Raw genomic sequence first — 20963 nt, 5'->3', positions numbered from 1 at the left:
AGTCTGGGCGTGATTCAGCCCATCGAGTGTAGGCGAGCCGGCCGGACGCTCCGGCAGCCGCCCAGGTACCGCGACGACCACCCTCCGGCGACCCGGCCGCGACGACAGTCGGGGTGGCGGGATTTGAACCCACGGCCCCTCGCTCCCAAAGCGAGTGCGCTACCAAGCTGCGCCACACCCCGTGGCGACCAGAAGTGTATGCCGTCGGCGTGGGGCGAGGGCGTCCGGGCGGCCCACTCGGCGACAGATTCCGACAAATTCGCCCCCGACCGGCCTACGGAACCGCGCGCCACCAGCGGACGTCGGCCTGTCGGCAAGGTCGACGGGCCGACGCGCCACCCCGGTTGCCCGGACCCCCCTCAGGGACGGTGACCGCGGGGCCGCGACTCCGTCCGGGCGGTGACGGCACGGGACCTCGTCACCGCCCGGTCGGACCTCCCTCGTGGCCAGCCCGGGAGGAAGTCTGCCGGCGGACGGAATGCGGCTGCGCGGTGGACCGGGGTACGCGGTAGGCTGTCGGCGCGTCCCGGGAAACCAGGGCACGCGGGCGTAGCTCAATGGCAGAGCTTCAGTCTTCCAAACTGACGGTGCGAGTTCGATTCTCGTCGCCCGCTCCACCAACTCCGGCCCAGGTCAGCGGCACAATCGCCGCGCCTGGGCCGTCCTCGTCCCAGAGAGTGGAACCCGCTGGCATACCGGCCGCCCGGAGCGCCACAGGGCGTGACCCCCATCCCCGGGGACGCCGTCCTGGCACTTGTCCGGGAGGTGGGGACAGACTGGCAACCAACTTCGCCAGGGAGGCGGGACGGTCTGTCGACTGTCCGCAGGGCGAAGTATCACCTTCGCCGGAAGAAGAAGTCTGAAGTCATTGCGTCGCTGAGCTCGGAGTCTGCGGCTGCTCCCACCCACCAACCCCGTCGTTCGAAGGGAACTCCAGCACGCCAGAGGAGCAGGAACCCGCCGGCCAGCATGACCAGGGAAAGCCAAGCGTGGGAGAACATGGCGTCTGCCAAGCTGATGTCATCATCAAGCGCAACAACGGCGAACGGCACCAACTGCGGCACGACGGCCAGCCGACCCAGCCACATGGCTGATCGGTACGTTGGTCGTCGACGGATTGCGGCCAGGTCCTCGTCACTCCTCGCCACAGGCCGACGGTAAACGACTGCCACAACCGGCTACCGGCCGACGGTCATGGTCCGACGCGGCGAGCCGTGTGGCAGGCTGCCCGACGTGACGCCGACCGACGCTGGACCGTTCGTCAACGTCCAACCAGGACCAGAGGACGGCCCGTACGCGTGTCCCTGTTGTGGCTATCTGACGTTGAGCGAACGCGGTGGCTACGAGATCTGCGACGTGTGCTTCTGGGAAGACGACGGACAGGACGATCACGACGCCGCACACGTGCGGGGTGGACCGAACCGGAACCTGAGCCTGCTCGACGCCCGTCGCAACTTCGCCCGGTGCGGGGCCAGCGACCCGAAAGACCTCGCCCACGTGCGGCCGCCCAGACCTGACGAACACCCCCTGACAGATCACGACCGGACCTCCTGACCTGCGCCAGCCTCGTTGAGGGGCACAAACGCCGCCGCAGACAGCAGCGCTCGAAGCGGATGCCGCCCGCCGGCTGGTGAGGATTTCCGCAGTTGTCGATTGTTCGCTACCCGGATCGAGTCCGAATCCCTGACGTCGACCTCGTTGAGGTGCACTGCGACCGAGAGATGCAACTGTCGCGTCCCTGCCCCTGGCTTGACTGAGTCACAGTCGTGATTGCGCGACCCGAGGTGCCGCCGATCATGGTCGCCATGACCTGGAACCGTGGATCCGTCATCGCGGCCCGCCACTGCGGGCAACGTCCTGGCTCAGGTCGTCACGCGCGAGGTTCGCTGATCGCGGCTTCGATGCGCAGCCCTATACCCGTCGCGACGAGGAAGCCCGCCAAGATGTGCGGCTCCCTCGTCCCGATGTCCGTCGACAGAGTGATGGCCGAAACGAGGAACCCAGCGACCAGGGCCACGTTTCCGAGGGTGCGAATGCTGGACGCGCGCCGCGACAGAGGGTTCACCTCGCGGACGGTATCGGAGAGCCGGCGTCACGGGTGTCGGGGCCAAGACCCGATCCGGACGTGGAACGATCGCGAGACGGGTTGGCCGCCGTCGAGGTCGGGGCGATCGGCCTCTTTCCCGCTTCGAGCTGGCGGCGCCCGAAGATGATTCCCCCATGCCGGCTTTCGGCCGAGGCGAGGGTCATCTGCGCTTCGACCATGAATCCGGCTTCGACCAGCCAGGCCGCCACCTGGGCGGGCTGGCGGCGGTGGACGTGCACCTTCATCCGGTGGCCGCCGTAGCCCTGCGTCTTGAGCTGGGTCTCGTCGCCCACGTGGAAGCTGAGCAGTAGTGGACCACCGGGACGTAACACCCGCCGGAAGTGCGCGAGGACCGAGCCGACCTCAACGTCGGGGATGTGGATCAGTGAGTACCAGGCGACCAGGCCGGCGACCGAGCCCTCAGCCAGGTCGAGGCTGGTCATGGAGCCCACCGCGAACCTCAGGCCGGGGTGCTCACGCCGAGCCACGTCGACCATCCCGGGTGAGAGGTCGATCCCGAAGGCGTCGACGCCGAGGCTGTGCAGGTGGGCGGTGATCCGCCCCGGTCCGCAGCCGACGTCCGCGACCGGTCCACCACCGGCGGCACGAACGAGGTCGGCGAACAGGGCCAGGGTCGCTCGCTCGTAGGGGGTATCCGCCAGGAGATCGCGTACCTGGTCCGCGTAACTGGCAGCGACGGTGTCGTAGGAGGCCCGGGTGTCCGCCAGCCAGCCTTCGGGGTTCATGGCGGTGACGCTAGTCAGCGATCAGACGGGCCACGGCTCACCGGGTCGTGGTCAGGCTGCTCTTCGCGAGCTCGTAGGCGGGCAGCATGGACTCGTGCTCCTCGCTGTCGAGGCTGTCGAGGGAGACGGCGACGATGCCCTGCGGAGTCTCCACGGCGAACACCCGTTCCTGGTCCATCGTGTCGTCGAGCTGGCTCTTCTCCTGGTAGACGACCTCCAGCGCAGGGCGATCGCCGATGCGCACCTCGGTGTAGGTCGGCTCGTGTGCGTCCGTACCGATGAAGGCTTCCAGGCTCGGCCGCAGCTTGTTCCCGTCTCCGGTCCACACCCGGAGGAAGCCGAGGTTGCCGGCGGGCTTGGCGTCGATCTCGCACACCATCGTCAGGGGACCCCGGCGTGTGAGTTCCGCCAGCGGGTTGTCCGGCGCGACGGTGACCGCTTTGGGCTTCCACGACTCCGCGAGCGCGAAGGTGACGGGCATGTCGCAGGCGCTGCCCGGAGCACCGATCCGGGCCGCCTCCGGCGCCACGGGTGGCGTCGTGGGCTGCGCCGCCGTACCCGGCGTGGCCTCCGGGGCTGCCGCGTCGTTCTGCCCACAGCCGGTCAGGGCGAGTGCCGAGACGACCAGGGCGACGACTGACACGATCGGGCCACCGTACATTCGGGTTCTCACGGATCCGGGAGTCTACGGCCCGCATCTCCGCGCGCGGCAATCCACATTGCTCGGAGGGCGGCCTTCGGCTAGCGTCCGCGCCCGTGAAGCCATTCCGCGTTGTCTCCGCCGTGTTGATCTGTGCCTCCCTGACCCTCGCCGGTTGCGGTGGCGGGGAGGACTCCACGGCCGAGTCCGCCCCCTCCGTCTCCTCAGCTCCTTCCTCCCCGGCCGCCTCCGACTCCTCGGCACCCTCACCGTCGGCCGCAGCGGGCGGTGCGAGCGACAAGGAACTCTGCGAGTCCGCCAAGAAGTTCGGGAACGACATGAAGACCTCGCTCGTGACCGCCCTGCAGGCCGACCAGGCCGCGGCACCGGCCGCGTTCCGGAAGATCCTGACCGAGCTGGACGTGAAGATGACGGCGCTGGCTGCCACCGGAGGCGACACCCCGGTGACCGTCGCCATCAGGCAGTTCGGTGTGGAGGCCGCCAAGGCGGCGAAGGCCGCTGACCCGGCGGCTGCCGCCGCCAACCCCACCTTCGAGAAGGTCGGCACGGACCTCACCACCGCCTGCAAGAAGGCGGGGGTCGACGTCAACTTCTGACGGTGCCACGCCGGATGCGCCGGTGCTCGACCGTCGGCTCGTCGGCGACGGGCGGCTCGTTGACAACGGGCGGCTCGTTGACAACGGGCAGCTCGCCGGCCGCTGGTGGCGATGCTCCGGGCCCGCCGCCTGACGGGCGGGAGACGGTCAGCGGTCGCGGAGCCATGTGGTGAGCAGGTCGACACACTCGTCGCCGAGGGCGGGGGCGGCGTCCCGGGCGAGCCGGTGGAGGTCGTCGGCCTCGGCGGCGGTGGCGGGGAGCACGGGCGGCGACGTGTGCCGCCACGTCGGACGGACGGCGTCGCGGGCCAGCCGGACGACGTCCGCACGACCGCGTCGGGCCAGCCCCGGATCGGGGTCGACGGCCAGCAGCAGGCCGGCGCGCAGCCTCCGGTGCACGTCCCGCGTGCCGAGCAGCCGGTAGCCGGCGCGGCGCAGTTCCACCCGTGGGTCGGCGAGCAGGTCCCAGGGCAGCGCGGGCGGCAGGGCCCCGGCGAGGGGACGTAGCGCGGTGGCGGCCTCGCGGACGACGGCCGGTGCGGGGTCGCGCAGCCGCGGGACCACCAGGTGGGTGTCGACGGCGTCGAGGAGCCGCAGTCCGCGTACGGCGGCGGCGCGGATCGCCGCGGTCGGGTGGGTGACCAGTGGGTGCAGCAGCGCCGCGTCGGACGACGGGGCGGTCTCGGTGAATCCGGCGACCGCCCCGGGTGTCGGCGCGTCGCCGGCGACGACCCGCCGGTAGTGCGCCGTGGCGTCGGTGCCGTCGCGTCGGGCGGCTTCCCGGGCGATCGCCCGGACCAGGTTGGCCGGGTCGTCGAGGCGGGCCGACACGTCGGCGAGGTGGCCGAGTCGCAGCAGTCCGGTGAGCGCGATCGCCCGTACCGGCGGACGGCGGCTGCCGGCGAGGCGCCGCAGGGTCGCGATCCGGCCGGTCCACACGGCGTCCCGGCAGGCGGCCTCGGCGGCCCGGACCCGGATAAGCACGTCGGCGTCGGACTCCGCCGCCTCGACCAGGTCGTCCCGGTGCAGCCAGCCGTGGGCCAGGCCGGTGGTGAAGACGAGCCGGCGTTGCTCGGCGGGGCCGGACCCGCCGAGTGCCCGGCGTACCGGCGCGGGTGCGGCGAGCAGCGCGGCCAAGACCTGGGTGACCGCGAAGCCGCCCCGGGAGCGGGCCCCGACCAGCAGCGCCGTCGGCAGCACGGCCGGCAGGTAGGCGGCCGGATCATCGGCCAGCAGCGTCGCGAGGCCCGCACGGGCCGGATCGCGCACCTGCCCGACCCAGTCCCCGGTCCGCAGGACCAGGAACGGCGCCATCTCCGGGACGGGGGCGGCGAGCATGGCCCGGACGGCACGTTCCCGGATCCGCCCGTTGCCGTGTGCACCGGCCAGGGCGACGGCGACCGCGCCGGGCGACGGCCGGTCCAGCCGGGCGGCCAGGTTCTCGCGGACAGGTGAGCGGTGCGGTGAGGACCACGGGTCCTCCCGGACGTGTTCGTCGAGCCGGGCCACCGTCCTCGGCGCGCGGGCCAGCAGACCGAGCGCGGCCCGCGCGGGCTCCGGGGCACCGGTGGCGTCGAGGGCCGCCAGCACCTCGACGAGGTGTTCGAGGTCGTCCCAGCCGCCACCGGCGGCCCGGGAGATCGCCACGGCGACCTCCGGCGGCGCCGGATCCGTCTGCGCTGCGGTGTGGACGGGGCGGTGATCGTGGCGGCGCCAGAGTCGCGGGAACATGGGCCCGATCATGTCGGTCGTGGGCTCAGCAGGCCAGATCCGACCGGTCCGGGGGCGTCCCGCCGGCGACGGAGGCTCGGCCCCGCGCCCACCCGCACAGCAGGCCAACCGTCGTGTCTATCGCGTCCGTGACCCGTGAGGCAACGTTTCACGCTTAGAAGTTAATCAATATCATCCTCAGATCGTGAACATTGCAGAGATCCAGGTTTGTAAATATCGACGCTAGGATTCTCCCATCGTCCAGCACCTCTCGAGTGGGCCCCGAGTCCCACGAGAGGTCACCACAGTAGGAGGACCGGGAGATGACACTCCCCCGCACTCACCGGCGTACCTTCGCCGCGGTCGGCGTGCTCGCCAGCGCCGCCATGGTCACCGCCATGGCCAGCGCTCCCGCAACGGCAGCCCCGTCCGTCGGCGAGATCCGGAGCGCCGGTGGCGCGACGGCCGTGGCCGACAGCTACATCGTGGTACTCAAGGACAGCAGCGTCGGTGGCCGCGCCGGCACCCGCCAGGCCGCCGTGAAGAGCACCGCCAGCTCGCTCGCCGAGCGCTTCGGCGGCAGCCTGGGCCACGTCTACGGTGACGCGCTCAACGGCTTCGAGGTGAAGCTGTCGGAGCGGGCCGCCAAGCGTCTCGCCGCCCACCCCTCGGTGGACTACGTGGAGCAGAACCACACCGTCACCATGGACGCGACCCAGACCAACCCGCCGTGGGGCCTGGACCGCATCGACCAGCGGAACCTCCCGCTGAGCGCCAGCTACAGCTACGTCAGCACCGGCGCCCGGGTGAAGGCGTACATCGTCGACACCGGCATCCGGACCACCCACAACGACTTCGGCGGCCAGGCGATCGACGGCTACGACGCGATCGACAACGCGTTGCCGGCCGCCGACTGCAACGGCCACGGCACCCACGTCGCCGGCACCGTCGGCGGCACCAGCTACGGCGTCGCCAAGGACGTCACGCTGGTCGCCGTCCGGGTGCTGAACTGCCAGGGCAGCGGCACCTGGGCGCAGGTCATCGCCGGCATCAACTGGGTGACCTCGGACCACCAGCCGGGCCAGCCGGCGGTGGCGAACATGAGCCTCGGTGGCGGCCTGAACACCTCGCTGAACACCGCCGTGGCCAACTCGATCGCCGACGGCGTCACCTACGCGGTGGCCTCCGGCAACTCGAACCAGAACGCCTGCAACTTCTCGCCGGCCTCGGTGCCGACCGCGCTGAGCGTCAACGCTTCGCAGAGCAACGACGCGCGGGCCTCGTTCTCCAACTGGGGCACCTGCACCGACCTGTTCGCCCCGGGCGTGAGCGTCCTGTCGGCGTGGCACACCAGCAACACCGCCACCAACACCATCAGCGGCACCTCGATGGCCTCCCCGCACGTCGCGGGTGCGGCTGCCCGGGTGCTCCAGGTGAACCCCACCTGGACCCCGGCCCAGGTGCACTCGTACATCGTCAGCCAGGCCACCACGAACGTGATCACCAACCCGGGCACCGGCTCCCCGAACCGGCTGCTCTACCTGGCCCCCACCTTCTGATCCACACCTGCTCCACCGGCCCCGAGGCGACCTCTCGCCCCGGGGCCGGCCCCATCTCCGAGGAGAGACGATGACCAGATCACACCTCCGGGGGCGGTTGCTCGCTCTCGCCCTGACAACCGCCCTGACCGCCGTTCTCGCTCCGGTCGGCACCGCGTCGGCCGCCGGCTCCGCCGAGGGAACGATCCGCCACGCCGGGGCCGCCGACGCCGTCCGGGACAGCTACATCGTCGTGCTCCGCGACGACGTGGCGCGTCGCGCCGACACCAACGTCACCGCCGAGGTCACCGAGGTCGCGGACCGGCTGCGCGCCCGCTACGGCGGGACCGTCGGGCACGTCTACGGCAGTGCCCTGGCCGGTTTCGAGGTACGCCTGTCGGAGCGGGCCGCCCGCCGCCTCGCCGCCGACCCGGCGGTGGCGTACGTGGAGCAGAACCGCATGACCCCGCTGATCGGCCCCGGCACGCAGTTCGGCCCGCCGTCCTGGGGCCTGGACCGGATCGACCAGCGGAACCTGCCGCTGGACAACCGGTACAGCTACCCGAACACCGCGCACAACGTGCACGTGTACGTCGCCGACACCGGTGTCCGGGCCACCCACCTGGACTTCGGCTCCCGGGTCACCGGCGGGATCGACCTCGTCGACGGCGCGCTGCCGGCCGACGACTGCAACGGTCACGGCACCCATCTCGCCGGCACCATCGGCGGGACCAGCCACGGAGTCGCCAAGGAGGTCATGATCCACCCGGTCCGGGTGCTGAACTGCCAGGGCAGCGGCACCTTCGCCACGGTGATCGCCGGCATCGACTGGATCACCGCGAACGCCGTCCGGCCGGCGGTGGTGGAACTGGCCATCGGCGGGTCCGCCAACGCCACGCTGGACGCGGCGGTGACCAACTCGATCAACCGGGGGATCACCTACGTCACGACCGGCGGCAGCTCGAACGGGAGCGCCTGCAACTTCTCGCCCGGCCGGGTGCCGGGCGCGCTGACCGTGGTGGGCACCTCGGCGACCGACGCCCGGCTGTCGAGCGGCAACTACGGCAGCTGCATCGACCTGTACGCGCCGGGCCAGAACATCACGTCCACCTGGTACACCAGCAACACCGCCGTCGCCACGATCAGCGGCGGATCGGCGGCCTCCGCGCACGTCGCCGGGTGCGCCGCGCTCGCCCTGTCGGCGAACCCGACCTGGTCCCCGGCCCAGGTGTCCAACTACCTGACCACCCGGGCGACCGCCAATATCGTCAGCGGCGTGCCCAGCGGCACCCCGAACCGGCTGCTCTACTGCGGGCCCTGACCAGCTCGCCCGTTGCCCGCACCCGTGGCCGCCCGGTGTTCCCGGGTGGCCACGATAGTCCCTCCCACGGCGGGGGCATTGCCCGTGGCCGGGGGCCCGACTACCGTCCAATCAAGTGACGATTGACTATATGGTCATCGGCGGTGGCATCGCGGGCGCCACCGCCGGCTACCACCTCGCCCGATACGGCCGCGTGCTGCTGGTCGAGATGGAGCAGGTGCCCGGCCACCACTCCACCGGCCGCTCCGCCGCCCTGTTCTCCGAGTACTACGGCGGTCCGGCGGTCCGCGCCCTGACCCGGGCCAGCCGCGACCTGCTGACCGCCCCACCCCCCGGGTTCGCCGCGCACCCGCTGCTCACCCCGCGGGGCGTGCTGACCCTCTGCCCGCCCGGCGACGAGGACCTGTTCGACGCTCACCTGCGCGACGGGGCCGAGATCGACCCGCCGGCCCGGGAGATCGATCTCGCCGAGGTCCCCGGGATCTGCCCGATCGTGCGGCGGGAACGGTTCCGCCGGGCGATGCTGAAGCCCGCCGCCCGGGACATCGACGTGGACGCGCTGCACCAGGGCTACCTGCGGGGCATCCGTGCGGCCGGGGGCACGGTCAGCCGGCTCACCCGGGTCCGGTCCCTGCGCCGGGAACGGGGACGCTGGCGGGTCACCACGGATGCCGGGGACGTCACCGCCCGTACGGTGGTGAACGCCGCCGGGGCGTGGGCCGACGAGATCGCCGAGGCGGCCGGCGTACGCCCGGTGGGGCTGACCCCGCTGCGGCGTACCGCGTTCCTGGTGGACGCGCCGCCCGACCTGGACGTCGCCGGCTGGCCGATGGTCGCCGACGTGGCGGGGACCTTCTACCTGAAGCCGGAGTCGGGCCACCTGCTGGTCTCCCCGGTGGACGCCACGCCGGTCCCGCCGGGTGACGTCCGCCCGGACGACCTGGACGTCGCGCTCGGGGCGGCCCGGGTGGAGGAGGCGACCACGTTGACCGTCCGGCGGATCCGGCACGCCTGGGCGGGGCTGCGTACCGCCGCGCCGGACGACGTACCGGTGATCGGGCCGGCGCCGGACGCGCCCGGCTTCCTCTGGCTCGCCGGGCTCAGCGGCTACGGCGTGCAGACCGCCCCGGCCGCCGGTGCCCTGCTCGCCGCCCTCGCCACCGCCCAGACCCCGCCCCTCGACCCCTCCCCCTACTCCCCCACCCGCCCCACGGCCGGTTGATCAAGAAGTTCGCGTCACCTTCGGGGCCGACGGTGACCCGAACCTCTTGATCAACGCGGTGGGTTGAGGGTGGGGGTGGGTGGGGGAACGCGGGAGAGGGGGGAGGCGGAGAGGAGAGCGGAGAGGAGGGCGGCCCCGAGGGTGACCCAGAAGACGGCGGGGTAGCCGGCAGCGCTGGCGACCAGGCCGGCAAGGGGTCCGCCGGCCACCAGGCCGATGTCCCAGAACGAGGTGAACGCCCCCAGCGCCGCGCCCTGGTGCGCCGGATCGGTCCGGTTGATCACCAGCAGGGCCAGCGCCGGGAAGAGCAGCGAGAGCCCGGCCCCGATGACCAGGCCGCCGAGGATCGCCACCCACAGGTTCGCAGCGACCGCCACCAGCAGCAGGCCGACCGCCTCCACCAGGGCGGACCAGAGCGCCACCCGCCGGGCCCCCAGCCGGTCCGGCAGCCCACCGGCGAAGAGGCGCACCCCGACGTAGGTGACGCCGAAGGCGTTGAACGCGGCGATGCCGTTCTCCACACCCCGGTCGGCCAGGTGCAGCGCGGCGAAGGCGGCGAGGCCGGCGTACCCCAGACCGGAGAGGGAGAGCGCGACACCCGGCGCGACCGCGCTGCGGGGCAGGAACCCGGCCGGTCCGGCGGCCGGCGCCTGGGTCGGCCGGGGCCGGCCGGCGACCAGCGCCAGCCCGACCGCCGACGTCAGGGCAGCGAACACCCAGACCGCCGGGTACCCCCCGGCGGCGCGCAACAGGACCGTGCCGAGCAGCGCGCCGAGGGTGATGCCGGCCCACATGTGGATGCCGTAGAGGCCGACGATCCGGCCGCGCCGCTCGGTCGGCGCGAGCGCCACCAGCCAGGCCGCGCCAGCGGTGTAGACCGCCCCCTCACCGGCGCCGTGCACGATCCGGACCGCGACCAGCAGCGGGACGCTCCCGGCGACCAGGTAGCCGAGGCTGGCCAGGCCGCAGAGGGCGGCCCCGGCGAGCATCACCGTGCGGTAGCCGTGCCGGTCACCGATCCGGCCGGCGATCGGCCGGGCGACGACCGCAGCGACCGCGATCGCCGCGATCACCACGCCCACCTCGACACGGTTGCCGTCCAACTCCTCCAGGACGAGGAAGGGCAGCACCGCCAGGGACGCCCCCACCCCGAGCAGGCAGCAGAAGATGGCCCCGAAGAGCGGCAGGTACGGGCGGTAGAACGTGAGGGTGCCGCCGGGCGCGGTCGCGGTCATCAGCGGGTCTCTCCTAGGCCGGGACGACGTGGAAGAAGTGGGTCGGCAGGTGGATGGCGAGTCCTTCGTGGATCTCCGCGCAGACCGCCGGGCCGTCGGTGGCGAAGGTACCGGGCGGCGGTACGGCGATCCGGATCGCCGAGCGTCCGGCGTCGAGCAGCCGCGCGGCCATCGCGAAGTCCCCCACCACCGCCTCCCCGGGCGCCACCATCCGGGTACGGGAGATCTGCACGCCGTTGCGGGCCAGGTCGTCCAGCAGCCCGTTCCGGCCGAGCAGGTGGGTGTAGTAGTCCCGGGGGTTGACGATCATCGCGTGCGGGGTGGCCCCGGTCTGCTCGATCTCGTCGCAGGCGGCCAGCAGTCCGGTGAGCCAGTCGTGCCGGTACGGCAGCTTCGCGATCCCCGGGTGGCGCAGCAGCCCGTGCTCGCCGATGGTGAGCGCCTGGTTCTCGGCGGTGGCGAGCCGGACCAGCAGCCGGTAGTCGACGAAGACGGCCAGCCCCTCCGGATCCTTCGCCAGCTCCTCGGGAATCTGCACCCAGGCCCGGATCGGGTGCACCCCGGCCTCGGCCATGCCGAACCGGAAGGCGGCCTCCCGGCGCAGGTCCGACTCGTGCACCGCCGCCGCCTCGGCGACCTCCGGTCGGCCCTCGCACCAGAACCGGACCGGGTCCATGCCCACCGACCGCTTCCGGAACAGGTTGCGGACGGTGACCCGGGGCCGTTCCTTCGTGGGCTGGAAGGCGTCGGTGATGGTGAAGTCGAACCGGACCTCGGCTGTCGCCGGGTCGGCGGCGTACGCCGTGGCGAACTCCTCGCCGGGCGATCGGGTGACGGGCGGCGCGCTGACGCTGGTCATGACGACTCCTCGACCGGGATGGCGTGCTGGATGAGGCGCTGGTAGAAGGGGTGGTGGTGGTCGTAGTACGCGCGCAGGGTGGCGTTGTTCTCCACGGTCACCGTGAAGTCCTTCGCCACCGGGCGGAAGCCGGAGGTCCGCTCGACGTCCAGGTGCCAGATGCGGGTGCGGGCCCACTCCGTCCGGTCCCCCGGGTCCCAGGTCAACGCCTCCGGGCGGTACGGCAGGCCGACCGCCGCGCACCAGGCCGCCACCACCCGGGCCGGATCGCGCAGCAGCGCCTCGGCGGAGAGCACCACCGGGGGGCGGCGCGCGGTCGTCCGGACCAGCTCGAACAGCTCCCACTGGTGCTCGTAGCCGATCTCGTGGCAGGCCACGGTGGGCTTGATCGCGTGGTGTGAGCTGATCGTGCGGGCCGGGTGGCGGACCAGGAAGGTGTGCGTGACGTCGGCGATCCGCTCCGGGGCGTCGAAGAGGTGCCCGTACCGGTACTCCAGCGTGTCCTTGACGAAGACCGGGCGGTCCCGGCCCAGGTCGAGCAGGTGCGCGGTGACCTCGGCGGGGCTGGTGACGGTAATGCTGCCCCCGTCGGCCGCGGGCAGCTCGACCCGGCCGGTGTCCACCAGGGTCACCAGGGGCTCGTGGACCACCGTGACGTCCCCCCGGGCGATCATCATCCGCAGGAAGGCGGTGGAGATCGCCCGGGGATGCGCCCACATGGCGATCAGCGCCATGCCGGCTCCGTCGGTGCCCAGCCCGTCGGTGCGCAGCGCCGTGCCGCCTCCGTCGGGTCGGGGTGGCCCGCCGCCTCGGCCGGGGCGGGTCGGGCGGGGCGGGCGGGGCGGGTGGGGGGCGTGGGCGCGGCCGGGCGGCGCGGTCCGGTCCGGACGACCACGCCGGGCGGCGGCGCGCAGCTCCCCGTCCGCCACGGTGCCGCCGGGTTCACTGCGACCACCAGGTCGGCTGGCGGTCCCAGCGGTGGGCGCGGAGCCGGGCGAGCAGTTCCGGGTCGAGCGGCTGGCCGTCGCTGGCCGCCAGGTTGGCGCGGACGTGCTCGGGACGGCGCATGCCGGGGATCACCGTGCTCACCGCCGGGTGGTGCAGGATGAAGCGCAGCGCCAGCTCCGGCATGGTCGTCCCGGGCGGCAGGTCGGCGGCGAGCTTCTCCGCGCGGGCCACGCTGGGCAGCAGGTTGTCCGGTCCGAAGTAGGTGCTGCGCCAGTCCTCCGGCGGCCAGGTGCTCTCCGCGGTCAGGGTGCCGGTCAGCGTGCCCTCGTCGAACGGGACGCGGGCGATGATGCCGATGTCGTCCCGCCGGGCCCGGTGGAACAGCTCGTCCTCGGGGGCCTGGTCGAAGATGTTGTAGATGACCTGGACGACGTCGACCAGCCCGGTGTCCAGGGCGGCCAGGCAGTTGGTGGGCTCCCAGCGGTTGACGCTGATGCCCACTCCGTCGATCAGCCCCTCCCGCTTGAGGTCGGCGATCGTCTCCTGCCAGCGCCCGTCGTCGGCCCAGCGGTCCTCCCAGACGTGGAACTGCATCAGGTCGATCCGCTCCACGCCCAGGTTCTCCAGGCTGTACCGGGTGTACTCGCGGATGTGGTCGGCCGGGAAGACGTCGTCGAGGGTGTCCTGCGGGCCGGGCGGCCACTCCCGGTTCTTCGGCGGGATCTTGGTGGCTACGTACAGTCGCCGGTCGCGGTGCCGGCGGACCAGGTCGCCGAGGAGGCGTTCGCTGACCCCCCGGCCGTACACCCAGGCGGTGTCGAAGAAGTTGCACCCCCGCTCCACCGCCTCGTCCAGGCAGCGGGGGGCGACGTCGTAGTCCCAGCCGGTGAAGCCGCCGGGGCCGCCGCCGATGCCCCACATCCCGTACCCCACCTCGCTGATCTCCCAGCCGAGGCGGCCCAATCTGCGATAGCGCATGCGCATGTCCCTTTCGTCACGCTGCCGGGGTCGCGGTCCGGTCCCCGCCGATCCGTCCCTGCCCGGTCAGCCATTTCCGGTACGCGTCGACCGACGGGCCGAGGTCCGCGTCGGTGCAGCCGTGCCGGCGTTCCAGCCGGTCGCACCCGTCCCGGCGGAAGAGCCGGGGGTTGTCCGTGAGCAGCGCGCCGAACACCGCGCGGAGCTGCTCCTCGTCCGTGCCCAGCCGGGTCGGGAAGAGCGCCAGCAGCGCCGCCGCGTCCCGGTCGCCGTCGGTCACCGCGTCGCGCAGCGCGGCGAGGAACTGGGCACAGCTGACCCGGGGTACGGCGTCGCCCGGCAGTTCGGTGAAGTCGACGCTGCGGGGGTGCAGCACGTGCAGGGCCCGCCCCCAGACGGTCCGGTCGGCGACGGCGGCGACGATCCGGCGGGCCGCGTAGTCGACCGGGGTCCAGTCGGAGCGGATCGTCGCGTCGGGGCGCATGCCGAGCCGATGGCAGGCGGCGAGGAGCAGGTGGGTGAGAGCGCGGCGGTTCGGCATCCCGTTGTCGGCGGCCGGCATGACCTCGCCCAGACGAAGCAGGGTGACCATCGCGCCCCGGCGGCGGGCCGCTGTCAGGTACCGCTCGGCCACCCACTTGGACCGGCTGTATCCGCTGGCCGGCGGGGCGGCGGCGGACGGGTCGAAGGTCTCGGGCAGCGGCAGCCGGTGCCGGGCCGCCTCGGTGTCGAGCACGCCCAGGGTGGAGACGTGGTGCAGCGGCTTCGGCCGGTCCTGGAGCGCCAGCCGGAGCAGTTCGGCGGTGCCGTGCACGTTGGCCGGCCGGTGGGCGCGGTAGTCGAAGAGGAAGTTGACCAACGCGCCGACGTGCAGCACCAGGTCGCAGTCGCGGGCCAGGTGGTCCCAGGTGCGCCCGTCCAGGCCGACGGCGGGGCGGGACAGGTCGGCCGCGTAGCCGGCGAGCCGGTCGGCCAGGTGCGGCGCCCACAGGCCCCGGTCGGCCAGGGCCCGGACCACCCGGGCGGTGGCCTCGGCGTCGTCCGCGCCCCGGGTCAGGCAGTGCACCCGTACGTCGGTGGTGGTGAGCAGCTCGTGCACCAGGCGGCTGCCGACGAACCCGGTCGCCCCGCTGACCAGCACGCTGCGGGTCTCACGGCGCGGGTCAGCGGTGCGGACCAGCAGGTCGACGGGGAGACGGGCGTCGGCCGCGACGAGGTTCGCCTCGGGCTCGACCGGGACGCGCCGACGCCGGGCGAGCAGGCCGGCCAGCCGCGCGGGGGTGGGATGCTCGAAGAGGTCCTGGACGCCGAGCGGGACCCCGTGCTCCCCGGCGAGCGCGGTGGCCACCGCGACGGCCTGGAACGAGTCGCCCCCGGCGGCGAGGAAGTCGGTGTCGGCGTCGAGGTCGGGCTGGCCGAGGACGGCCCGGAACACCGTCAGCACCGGGTCGGGTAGCTCGCCGTCGTCGCCGCCGGCCAGCCGGGTGGCCCGCTCGGCGAGCAGGGCGTCGAGGTGGGTCTGCAACGCCCGCCGGTCCACCTTGCCGTTGCGGGTCAGTGGCAGGGCGTCGAGGACGACCACGTGCCGGGGCACGCTGGTCCGGGGCAGCAGGCGGCGCAGGTGTTCCCGCAGCCGTGGTTCGGGCACCTCGCGGTCGGCGGCGACGAAGAGGGCCAGGGACCTGCTGCCGCCCTCCCGGGCCACGATGACCTTGGCCTGGTGGATTCCGGGGAACCGGGTCGCCGCGGTCTCGATCTCGCCGGCCTCGATCCGGACGCCGTTGACCTTGAGCTGGAAGTCCCGGCGGCCGACGAAGTGCAGCCGTCCGTCCGCGTCGAGACGGCCGAGGTCCCCGGTGCGGTACAGCCGGCGGCCGGGGATCTCCGGCAGCGGGTTGGGCACGAACACCTCGGCGGTACGGGCCGGCGCGCCGAGATAGCCCGCGCCGAGGCAGACGCCGCCGATGACGATCTCGCCGACCGCGCCGGGCGGCAGGGGCCGCAGATGGGCGTCGACCACCGCCGCGTGACAGTTGTCGATCGGCCGACCGATCGGGATGGTGTCACCGTCGGCGGGGGTCACCGGGTGGAAGACCATGCCGATGGACGCCTCGGTCGGGCCGTACCCGTTGGTGACCGCGATGGCCGGCAGCAGTTCGCCGAGCCGGTGCACGGCCGCCGGGTCGATCTCCTCGCCGCCCACGATGAGGTGGCGCAGGGTGCCGATCGCCCGGCGGGCGTCCGGGTCCCGGTCCACCATGGACACCAGGAGACCGAGGATGCTCGGCACGAAGTCGGTCATGGTGACCCGCTCGTCGGCGATGGTGCGGACGGTGGCCTCGACGTCGAGGAAGCCGCCCTGCACCGGTACGACGACCCGGCCGCCGGTGGTGAGCGGCCAGAACAACTGCCACACCGAGGAGTCGAAGGTGTGCCGGCTGTTCTGGAGCACCACCTCGTCGCCGGTGGCGTGGAACCAGCGGGTCATGAAGCGGAACCGGTTGGCGAGCCCGTCGTGCCGGTTCATCGCGCACTTCGGGGTGCCGGTGGTGCCGGAGGTGAAGATCCCGTAGATCAGGTCGTCGGGTCCGATCGGGACGCCGGGGCGGTTGGCGGTGGGCGTGATCGCGTCGAGCCGTACCGGCACCGTCGGCACCCCGCCCGGACCGGCCGACGACCGCGGCCTCCACCCGTGCCGGGGTGTCACCGCCGTGCGCGAAGACGCGGAGCCGTCCGGGGTGGGACCGGTGACCATGAGTCGGGGGCGGACCACCGTCAGGGCGGCGTGCAGCCGGTCGGCGGGCCACCCCGGGTCGAAGGGGACGAACGCCGCCCCGAGCTTCATCAGCGCCAGGTACGCGACCGGCAGTTCCAGTCCGTCGGCGAGGAGTACGGGCACCACGTCGCCGCGGGTCACGCCCCGGCTGGCGAGTCCGGCGGCGAAGCCGTTCGCCAGCTCGTCGAGCTGCCGGTAGCTGAGCCGGCGTCCCCGGAAGGAGACGGCGGGCCGGTCCGGATGCCGGTCGACCCGGTCCTCGACCATGGCGGGGATCGCCTGGAAGGGCGCGTCGTCCACGGCTCGTCCGGCCAGGCGACCGAACGCCAGCGCCCGGGTGGCCGGGCCGACCGCCGGGGCCCGACCGGACGGCAGCCGCGGGTCGGCCAGCAGCGCGGCGAACACCTCGGCGAAGATCTCGGCCACCGCCGGCACGCTCACCGACCACGGGTCGGCGGGGGCGCAGTGGACCACGACGGTGACCCCGTCGGCGGTGACCGTGGCACTGAGCAGCACGGGCACGGCGGCCGGGTCGGCTCCCGGGTCGCCGTCGAGGAGCACGACCAACGCTCGGGGATCGCCCTCGACGGGTGGCCCGGCGGCGGCCAGCGACCGGACGGTGGCGCGGGCCGGTCCGCCGGGGAGCCGGTGCAGGCTCACCGGCCACTCCGACAGGTCCAGTGTCTCGACGCCGGTCCGCACCCGGACGGGTAGCACCCGCCCCAGCCGGTCGACCAGCTCGACGGCGGCCAGCAGCGCGGCCGCGGCGCGGTCGTGGGCGGCCCGGACCGCCGGTCGGGCCACGGTGTACCGGTAGGTGAGGCCGTCTCCGGCGTGGACCGGTACTGCGGAGCCGGTGTCACCGGATCTCATGCCGCCCCCAACGTCCTGTGCCGGGCCCGACGCAGCACCGACACCGGTATCAGGTGACCGACGTCACTCGCTGCTGGGCAGGGACACTAGAGCAAACATCGAGCCATGGGAATATGTAACTTTCAGTGAAGGGATTCCCGGCGGGCCGGACGTCCTGCTCATGGTGCGAGTCGGGGCGGACCGGGGCACACCGGTGGCCCGGTCGACGGGATGTCCGTCGACCGGGCCACCGTGGGAATCAGCCCGCTCCGGTGAGCGTGGCGGTCTCCCCGACGCGACCGGTCGGCCGGTCGCGCGGGTCGACGGCGGTCAGCCGCCGAGGCTGGCCGCCGCCGAGGCGATCGCCGAGGCGAAGTAGCTCACCTGGGTGTAGACACCGGGGTAGTTGGGGCGGGCGCAGCCCTGACCCCAGCTCACGATGCCGACCTGGATCCAGGCGTTGGCGGCGTCCCGGCGGAACATCGGGCCACCGGAGTCGCCCTGGCAGGTGTCGGTCCCACCGCTGGCGTAGCCCGCGCAGATCTCCTCGGCCGGGATGACGTCCCCACCGTAGTTGGCGTTGCAGGTGGCGTCGTCGACGAAGGGCACGTTCGCCTTCAGCAGGTACCGCTGCTGCGCCCCGCCCTCACGGGCCGCACCCCAGCCGGCCACGGTGAACATCCCGTTGTCGTACGCGGTGGTGTTCGCGATCTTCAGGGTCGGCAGCGTGGTGACCGGAGTGGCGAGCCGGACCAGGGCCCAGTCGTCGCCGGACCCGTTGTAGCCGGGCGCCCGGTAGACGTAGTTCGAGCGGACCGTGATCCGGCTGGACGACTGGAGGTCGACCACCCCGAGGGTGGCGGTGATGCTGGTGTTCGACCCGGTCCGGCCCACACAGTGCGCCGCGGTCAGCACCAGGTTCGGGCTGTAGAGCGAGCCGCCGCAGCCCATCGAGAGCCGGACCATCCACGGGAACTCGCCTTGGGCGGCCCGCGTGCCGCCGACGACCTGCGGGGTCACGTCGGCCTCGGGCTGGGCGACGGCCGGAGCCGCCACGACGAAGGAGCCGACGGTCACCGCCGCCAACGCGACGGCCGTGCGGCGGAGGAATCTGCGCCAGGGTGCCATGGGGGAGCCTCCCGAACCTGGGGGTGGCACGCCGTCGGCGTGCCGAGTTCACGATGGCGGAAGCCTACGGTTTTACATCGAAGATTGGCAATGGATGGCGACTATTCCGCATTCGTCATACCGCGACCCGGACCACCCGACCGCCCAACCCGCACAATGATCGACCCCGTGTTACGTATTGACGTCGATCTGTGCACAGGGTGTGATGGGCCGTAACCTGCCGGCCACCCGCTCCCGGAGGCTCCCATGCGTCCACGAAGCGCGTACGCACTCCGCTCCGCCGTCCTGGCGCTGCTGCTCGCCGTCCCCGTCGCCGCCGTGCCGGCGTCCGCCGCGCCCCCGCCGACACGTGCCGGGGACGGAGTCAGCGCGAGCCTGGCCGACGGCTGCGACCCGGTCGACCCGGCCGCCTGCCTGCTGCCGTTCCCCAGCGACCTGTACACCGTCGCCGACCCGGCCACCGACACCGGGATCCGGGTCGACCTGCAACGCTCGGCGATGCCGGAGAACATCTTCGGCACCAACATCGACCCGACGGACTGGAACCGCAACGACGGCTTCTCCCCCGGTTCGATGCTGCTCACCCGGATACCGGGACTCGACCCGGTGGCCTCCGGGATCGCCCCGTCCACCGACATCGGCCGGTCCCTCGCGCCGGACGCCCCGATCGTGCTGGTCAACACCAGGACCGGGGAACGGCACCCGTACTGGGCCGAACTCGACGCCAACGCCGCCGACGACCCGGACCGCCAGGTGCTGATCATCCGGCCGGCCCGCAACCTCGACGAGAACACCCGGTACGCGGTCGGCCTGCGCCACCTGCGCGACTCGGCCGGGGCGACGATTCCGGCGTCGGAGCTGTTCGCCACGTTGCGGGCGCCCACCGCACCGGCCGACCCGGCGCTGCACCGCCGCTGGGAGTACGCGCAACGGGCGATCGGCGCGCTGTCCACCGCCGGGGTCGACCCGGCCGCCCTGCACCTCGCGTGGGACTTCACCGTGGCCAGCGAGCCCAGCCTGACCGAACGCGTCCGGCACATGCGGGACGAGGCGTTCGGCCAACTCGGCACGGCCTCCCCGGTGGTGACCGTGGACAAGGTCACCGACTACAGCGCCGAGCAGGACCCGGACATCCGACGGCAGGTCGAGGGGAGCGTACGGGTGCCGAACTACCTGGACACCCCGCTCGGCCCACCCGGCTCGCGGCTGAACTACGGCCCGGACGGGCTGCCCGAGCAACGCAACCTGACCATCACGGCGAAGTTCTACTGCAACATCCCCCGCTCGGCGAGCGCCGCCACCCCGGCCCGGCCGACCCTGTACGGCCACGGCCTGCTCGGCTCCCCCACCGAGATCGACTCCCGCAAGCTCAAGCAGTACTCCCACGAGTCGAACTCGATGCTCTGCGCCACCCCGTGGATCGGCATGGCGACCACAGACGTCCCGAACGTCATCCGCTCACTCGGCGACTTCTCGCGGTTCGGCTCGATCCCGGACCGCACCCAGCAGTCCTTCCTGAACTTCCTCTACCTCGGCCGCGCCCTGATCCACGCCCGGGGCGCCGCCGCGAAGGACGCTTTCCGGGACGGCACCGGCCCGCTCACCCGCACCGGTGCCGGCCAGCTCGTCTACCTCGGCAACAGCCAGGGCGGGATCCTCGGCGGGGCGCTCTGCGCCGTCGCCACCGACTTCACCCGCTGCGCGCTCGGCGTACCGGCGGCGAACTACTCGACGCTGCTGGACCGCAGTGTCGACTTCGACCAGTTCCACCCGGTCTTCCACAACGCCTACCCCGACCCGGTCGACCAGCAGCTCTGCCTGGCCCTGGCCCAGATGCTCTGGGACCGCGGGGAGGGGAACGGCTACCTGCACCACCTCACCAATGACCCGCTGCCCGGCACCCCGGCCAAGCAGGTGATCATGATCGAGGCGTTCGGCGACCACCAGGTGGCCAACATCGCGACCGAGGTGCAGGCGCGCACCATCGGAGCGCGCCTGCGTGCCCCGGCGCTGGCGGCCGGTCGCAGCCCCGACGTCGTACCGTTCTGGGGCATCCCGGCGGTCCCGGCGCTGCCCTACGCCGGTAGCGCGCTGGTCATGGTCGACAGCGGCTCGCCCGCGCCCCCGGCCGGGAACACCCCGCCCCGCGAGGGTCTCGACCCGCACGGGCACCCCAGGAACTCGCCGGAGATCCGGGCGATGATCGCAGGCTTCCTCGACACCGGCACGCTGGTGGACACCTGTGCGGGAGTGCCCTGCACCGCTCCCACCGGCTGAGCCCGACGGTGTTTGCCGGGGTCCCCTGCT

The 20963-nt window shown here is 72.8% G+C and carries 16 protein-coding genes, 2 tRNA genes and 1 pseudogene; 7 read left to right on the top strand and 12 right to left on the bottom strand.

What is annotated here, in order from left to right; genetic code table 11:
• Nucleotides 1-108: 108 nt before the first annotated feature.
• Nucleotides 109-182: transfer RNA gene (locus tag ACIBJE_RS26065), tRNA-Pro, on the bottom strand.
• Between the two features lie 361 nt (nt 183-543).
• On the opposite strand from ACIBJE_RS26065, the gene ACIBJE_RS26060 reads away from it, so the two are divergent.
• Nucleotides 544-617, top strand: a tRNA-Gly gene (locus tag ACIBJE_RS26060).
• Nucleotides 618-836: 219 nt separating this feature from the next.
• Here ACIBJE_RS26060 and ACIBJE_RS26055 read toward each other — a convergent pair.
• The gene (locus ACIBJE_RS26055) at nt 837-1148 is read right to left on the bottom strand and encodes a hypothetical protein (protein ID WP_396752684.1); all 312 of its coding nucleotides are present in this window, start codon (nt 1146-1148) and stop codon (nt 837-839) included.
• 85 nt (nt 1149-1233) lie between these two features.
• Between ACIBJE_RS26055 and ACIBJE_RS26050 the strand changes: the two genes are divergently transcribed.
• Nucleotides 1234-1554 carry a CPCC family cysteine-rich protein gene (locus ACIBJE_RS26050; protein ID WP_396752682.1) on the top strand — a complete coding sequence of 107 codons (321 nt, stop codon included), beginning with the start codon at nt 1234-1236 and terminating at the stop codon, nt 1552-1554.
• Between the two features lie 316 nt (nt 1555-1870).
• Here the strand turns inward: ACIBJE_RS26050 and ACIBJE_RS26045 are convergent, their stop codons facing one another.
• From ACIBJE_RS26045 to ACIBJE_RS26035, 3 genes and pseudogenes are all read right to left on the bottom strand, one after another.
• Complete coding sequence (locus ACIBJE_RS26045) at nt 1871-2065, bottom strand: hypothetical protein (protein ID WP_396752680.1); 195 nt, start codon at nt 2063-2065, stop codon at nt 1871-1873.
• 128 nt (nt 2066-2193) lie between these two features.
• Nucleotides 2194-2832 (bottom strand): annotated as a pseudogene (locus ACIBJE_RS26040) (class I SAM-dependent DNA methyltransferase); the annotation flags it as partial.
• Between the two features lie 37 nt (nt 2833-2869).
• Complete coding sequence (locus ACIBJE_RS26035) at nt 2870-3475, bottom strand: lipoprotein (protein ID WP_396752678.1); 606 nt, start codon at nt 3473-3475, stop codon at nt 2870-2872.
• A 113-nt stretch (nt 3476-3588) separates the two neighbouring features.
• Between ACIBJE_RS26035 and ACIBJE_RS26030 the strand changes: the two genes are divergently transcribed.
• Nucleotides 3589-4089 (top strand): hypothetical protein, encoded by a 501-nt coding sequence (locus ACIBJE_RS26030; protein WP_396752676.1) that lies wholly within the window; start codon nt 3589-3591, stop codon nt 4087-4089.
• Between the two features lie 147 nt (nt 4090-4236).
• Here ACIBJE_RS26030 and ACIBJE_RS26025 read toward each other — a convergent pair whose 3' ends face one another.
• Nucleotides 4237-5820, bottom strand: a complete 1584-nt coding sequence (locus ACIBJE_RS26025; RefSeq protein WP_396752675.1) for a hypothetical protein — start codon at nt 5818-5820, stop codon at nt 4237-4239.
• A 302-nt stretch (nt 5821-6122) separates the two neighbouring features.
• On the opposite strand from ACIBJE_RS26025, the gene ACIBJE_RS26020 reads away from it, so the two are divergent.
• From ACIBJE_RS26020 to ACIBJE_RS26010, 3 genes are all read left to right on the top strand, one after another.
• On the top strand, nt 6123-7358 hold the full coding sequence (locus ACIBJE_RS26020) for a S8 family peptidase (RefSeq protein ID WP_396752673.1): 1236 nt from the start codon (nt 6123-6125) through the stop codon (nt 7356-7358).
• A 70-nt stretch (nt 7359-7428) separates the two neighbouring features.
• A complete protein-coding gene (locus ACIBJE_RS26015; RefSeq protein WP_396752671.1) occupies nt 7429-8658 on the top strand; it encodes a S8 family peptidase in 1230 nt (409 codons plus the stop codon).
• 115 nt (nt 8659-8773) lie between these two features.
• Nucleotides 8774-9880, top strand: a complete 1107-nt coding sequence (locus ACIBJE_RS26010; RefSeq protein ID WP_396752669.1) for an NAD(P)/FAD-dependent oxidoreductase — start codon at nt 8774-8776, stop codon at nt 9878-9880.
• Between the two features lie 50 nt (nt 9881-9930).
• Here the strand turns inward: ACIBJE_RS26010 and ACIBJE_RS26005 are convergent, their stop codons facing one another.
• The 6 genes from ACIBJE_RS26005 to ACIBJE_RS25980 all read right to left on the bottom strand — a co-directional run bounded on the left by ACIBJE_RS26005 (nt 9931) and on the right by ACIBJE_RS25980 (nt 18656).
• The gene (locus ACIBJE_RS26005; protein ID WP_396752667.1) at nt 9931-11115 is read right to left on the bottom strand and encodes an MFS transporter; all 1185 of its coding nucleotides are present in this window, start codon (nt 11113-11115) and stop codon (nt 9931-9933) included.
• A gap of 13 nt (nt 11116-11128) precedes the next feature.
• Nucleotides 11129-11974 (bottom strand): family 3 encapsulin nanocompartment shell protein, encoded by an 846-nt coding sequence (locus ACIBJE_RS26000; protein ID WP_396752665.1) that lies wholly within the window; start codon nt 11972-11974, stop codon nt 11129-11131.
• Nucleotides 11971-12903, bottom strand: coding sequence for a hypothetical protein (locus ACIBJE_RS25995; RefSeq protein ID WP_396752663.1), 933 nt, complete (start codon nt 12901-12903; stop codon nt 11971-11973). The genes ACIBJE_RS26000 and ACIBJE_RS25995 overlap by 4 nt, the downstream gene beginning before the upstream one ends.
• A 13-nt stretch (nt 12904-12916) precedes the next feature.
• Entirely contained in the window at nt 12917-13900 is a 984-nt protein-coding gene (locus ACIBJE_RS25990) for an aldo/keto reductase (protein WP_396752661.1), read from the bottom strand.
• Nucleotides 13901-13916: 16 nt separating this feature from the next.
• Nucleotides 13917-17549 carry an amino acid adenylation domain-containing protein gene (locus tag ACIBJE_RS25985; RefSeq protein ID WP_396752659.1) on the bottom strand — a complete coding sequence of 1211 codons (3633 nt, stop codon included), beginning with the start codon at nt 17547-17549 and terminating at the stop codon, nt 13917-13919.
• 309 nt (nt 17550-17858) lie between these two features.
• Nucleotides 17859-18656, bottom strand: a complete 798-nt coding sequence (locus ACIBJE_RS25980; RefSeq protein ID WP_396752657.1) for a S1 family peptidase — start codon at nt 18654-18656, stop codon at nt 17859-17861.
• A gap of 246 nt (nt 18657-18902) precedes the next feature.
• On the opposite strand from ACIBJE_RS25980, the gene ACIBJE_RS25975 reads away from it, so the two are divergent.
• Nucleotides 18903-20933 carry a hypothetical protein gene (locus ACIBJE_RS25975; RefSeq protein ID WP_396752655.1) on the top strand — a complete coding sequence of 677 codons (2031 nt, stop codon included), beginning with the start codon at nt 18903-18905 and terminating at the stop codon, nt 20931-20933.
• The last annotated feature ends 30 nt before the right edge of the window (nt 20934-20963 follow it).

It is taken from the genome of Micromonospora sp. NPDC050187, assembly GCF_044459745.1.
Taxonomy (GTDB): Bacteria; Actinomycetota; Actinomycetes; order Mycobacteriales; family Micromonosporaceae; genus Micromonospora.
Note: the sequence above shows the minus strand (reverse complement) of the source record. Positions and strands in the feature narration are given on the sequence as shown.

Bases quoted from the DNA above. Each gene is read 5' to 3' on its own strand.
- ACIBJE_RS25980 (WP_396752657.1), bottom strand. From the start codon at position 18,656: ATGGCACCCTGGCGCAGATTCCTCCGCCGCACGGCCGTCGCGTTGGCG.
- ACIBJE_RS26005 (WP_396752667.1), bottom strand. From the start codon at position 11,115: ATGACCGCGACCGCGCCCGGCGGCACCCTCACGTTCTACCGCCCGTAC.
- ACIBJE_RS26000 (WP_396752665.1), bottom strand. From the start codon at position 11,974: ATGACCAGCGTCAGCGCGCCGCCCGTCACCCGATCGCCCGGCGAGGAG.
- ACIBJE_RS26015 (WP_396752671.1), top strand. From the start codon at position 7,429: ATGACCAGATCACACCTCCGGGGGCGGTTGCTCGCTCTCGCCCTGACA.
- ACIBJE_RS25990 (WP_396752661.1), bottom strand. From the start codon at position 13,900: ATGCGCTATCGCAGATTGGGCCGCCTCGGCTGGGAGATCAGCGAGGTG.
- ACIBJE_RS25975 (WP_396752655.1), top strand. From the start codon at position 18,903: ATGCGTCCACGAAGCGCGTACGCACTCCGCTCCGCCGTCCTGGCGCTG.
- ACIBJE_RS26025 (WP_396752675.1), bottom strand. From the start codon at position 5,820: ATGTTCCCGCGACTCTGGCGCCGCCACGATCACCGCCCCGTCCACACC.
- ACIBJE_RS26020 (WP_396752673.1), top strand. From the start codon at position 6,123: ATGACACTCCCCCGCACTCACCGGCGTACCTTCGCCGCGGTCGGCGTG.
- ACIBJE_RS25985 (WP_396752659.1), bottom strand. From the start codon at position 17,549: ATGAGATCCGGTGACACCGGCTCCGCAGTACCGGTCCACGCCGGAGAC.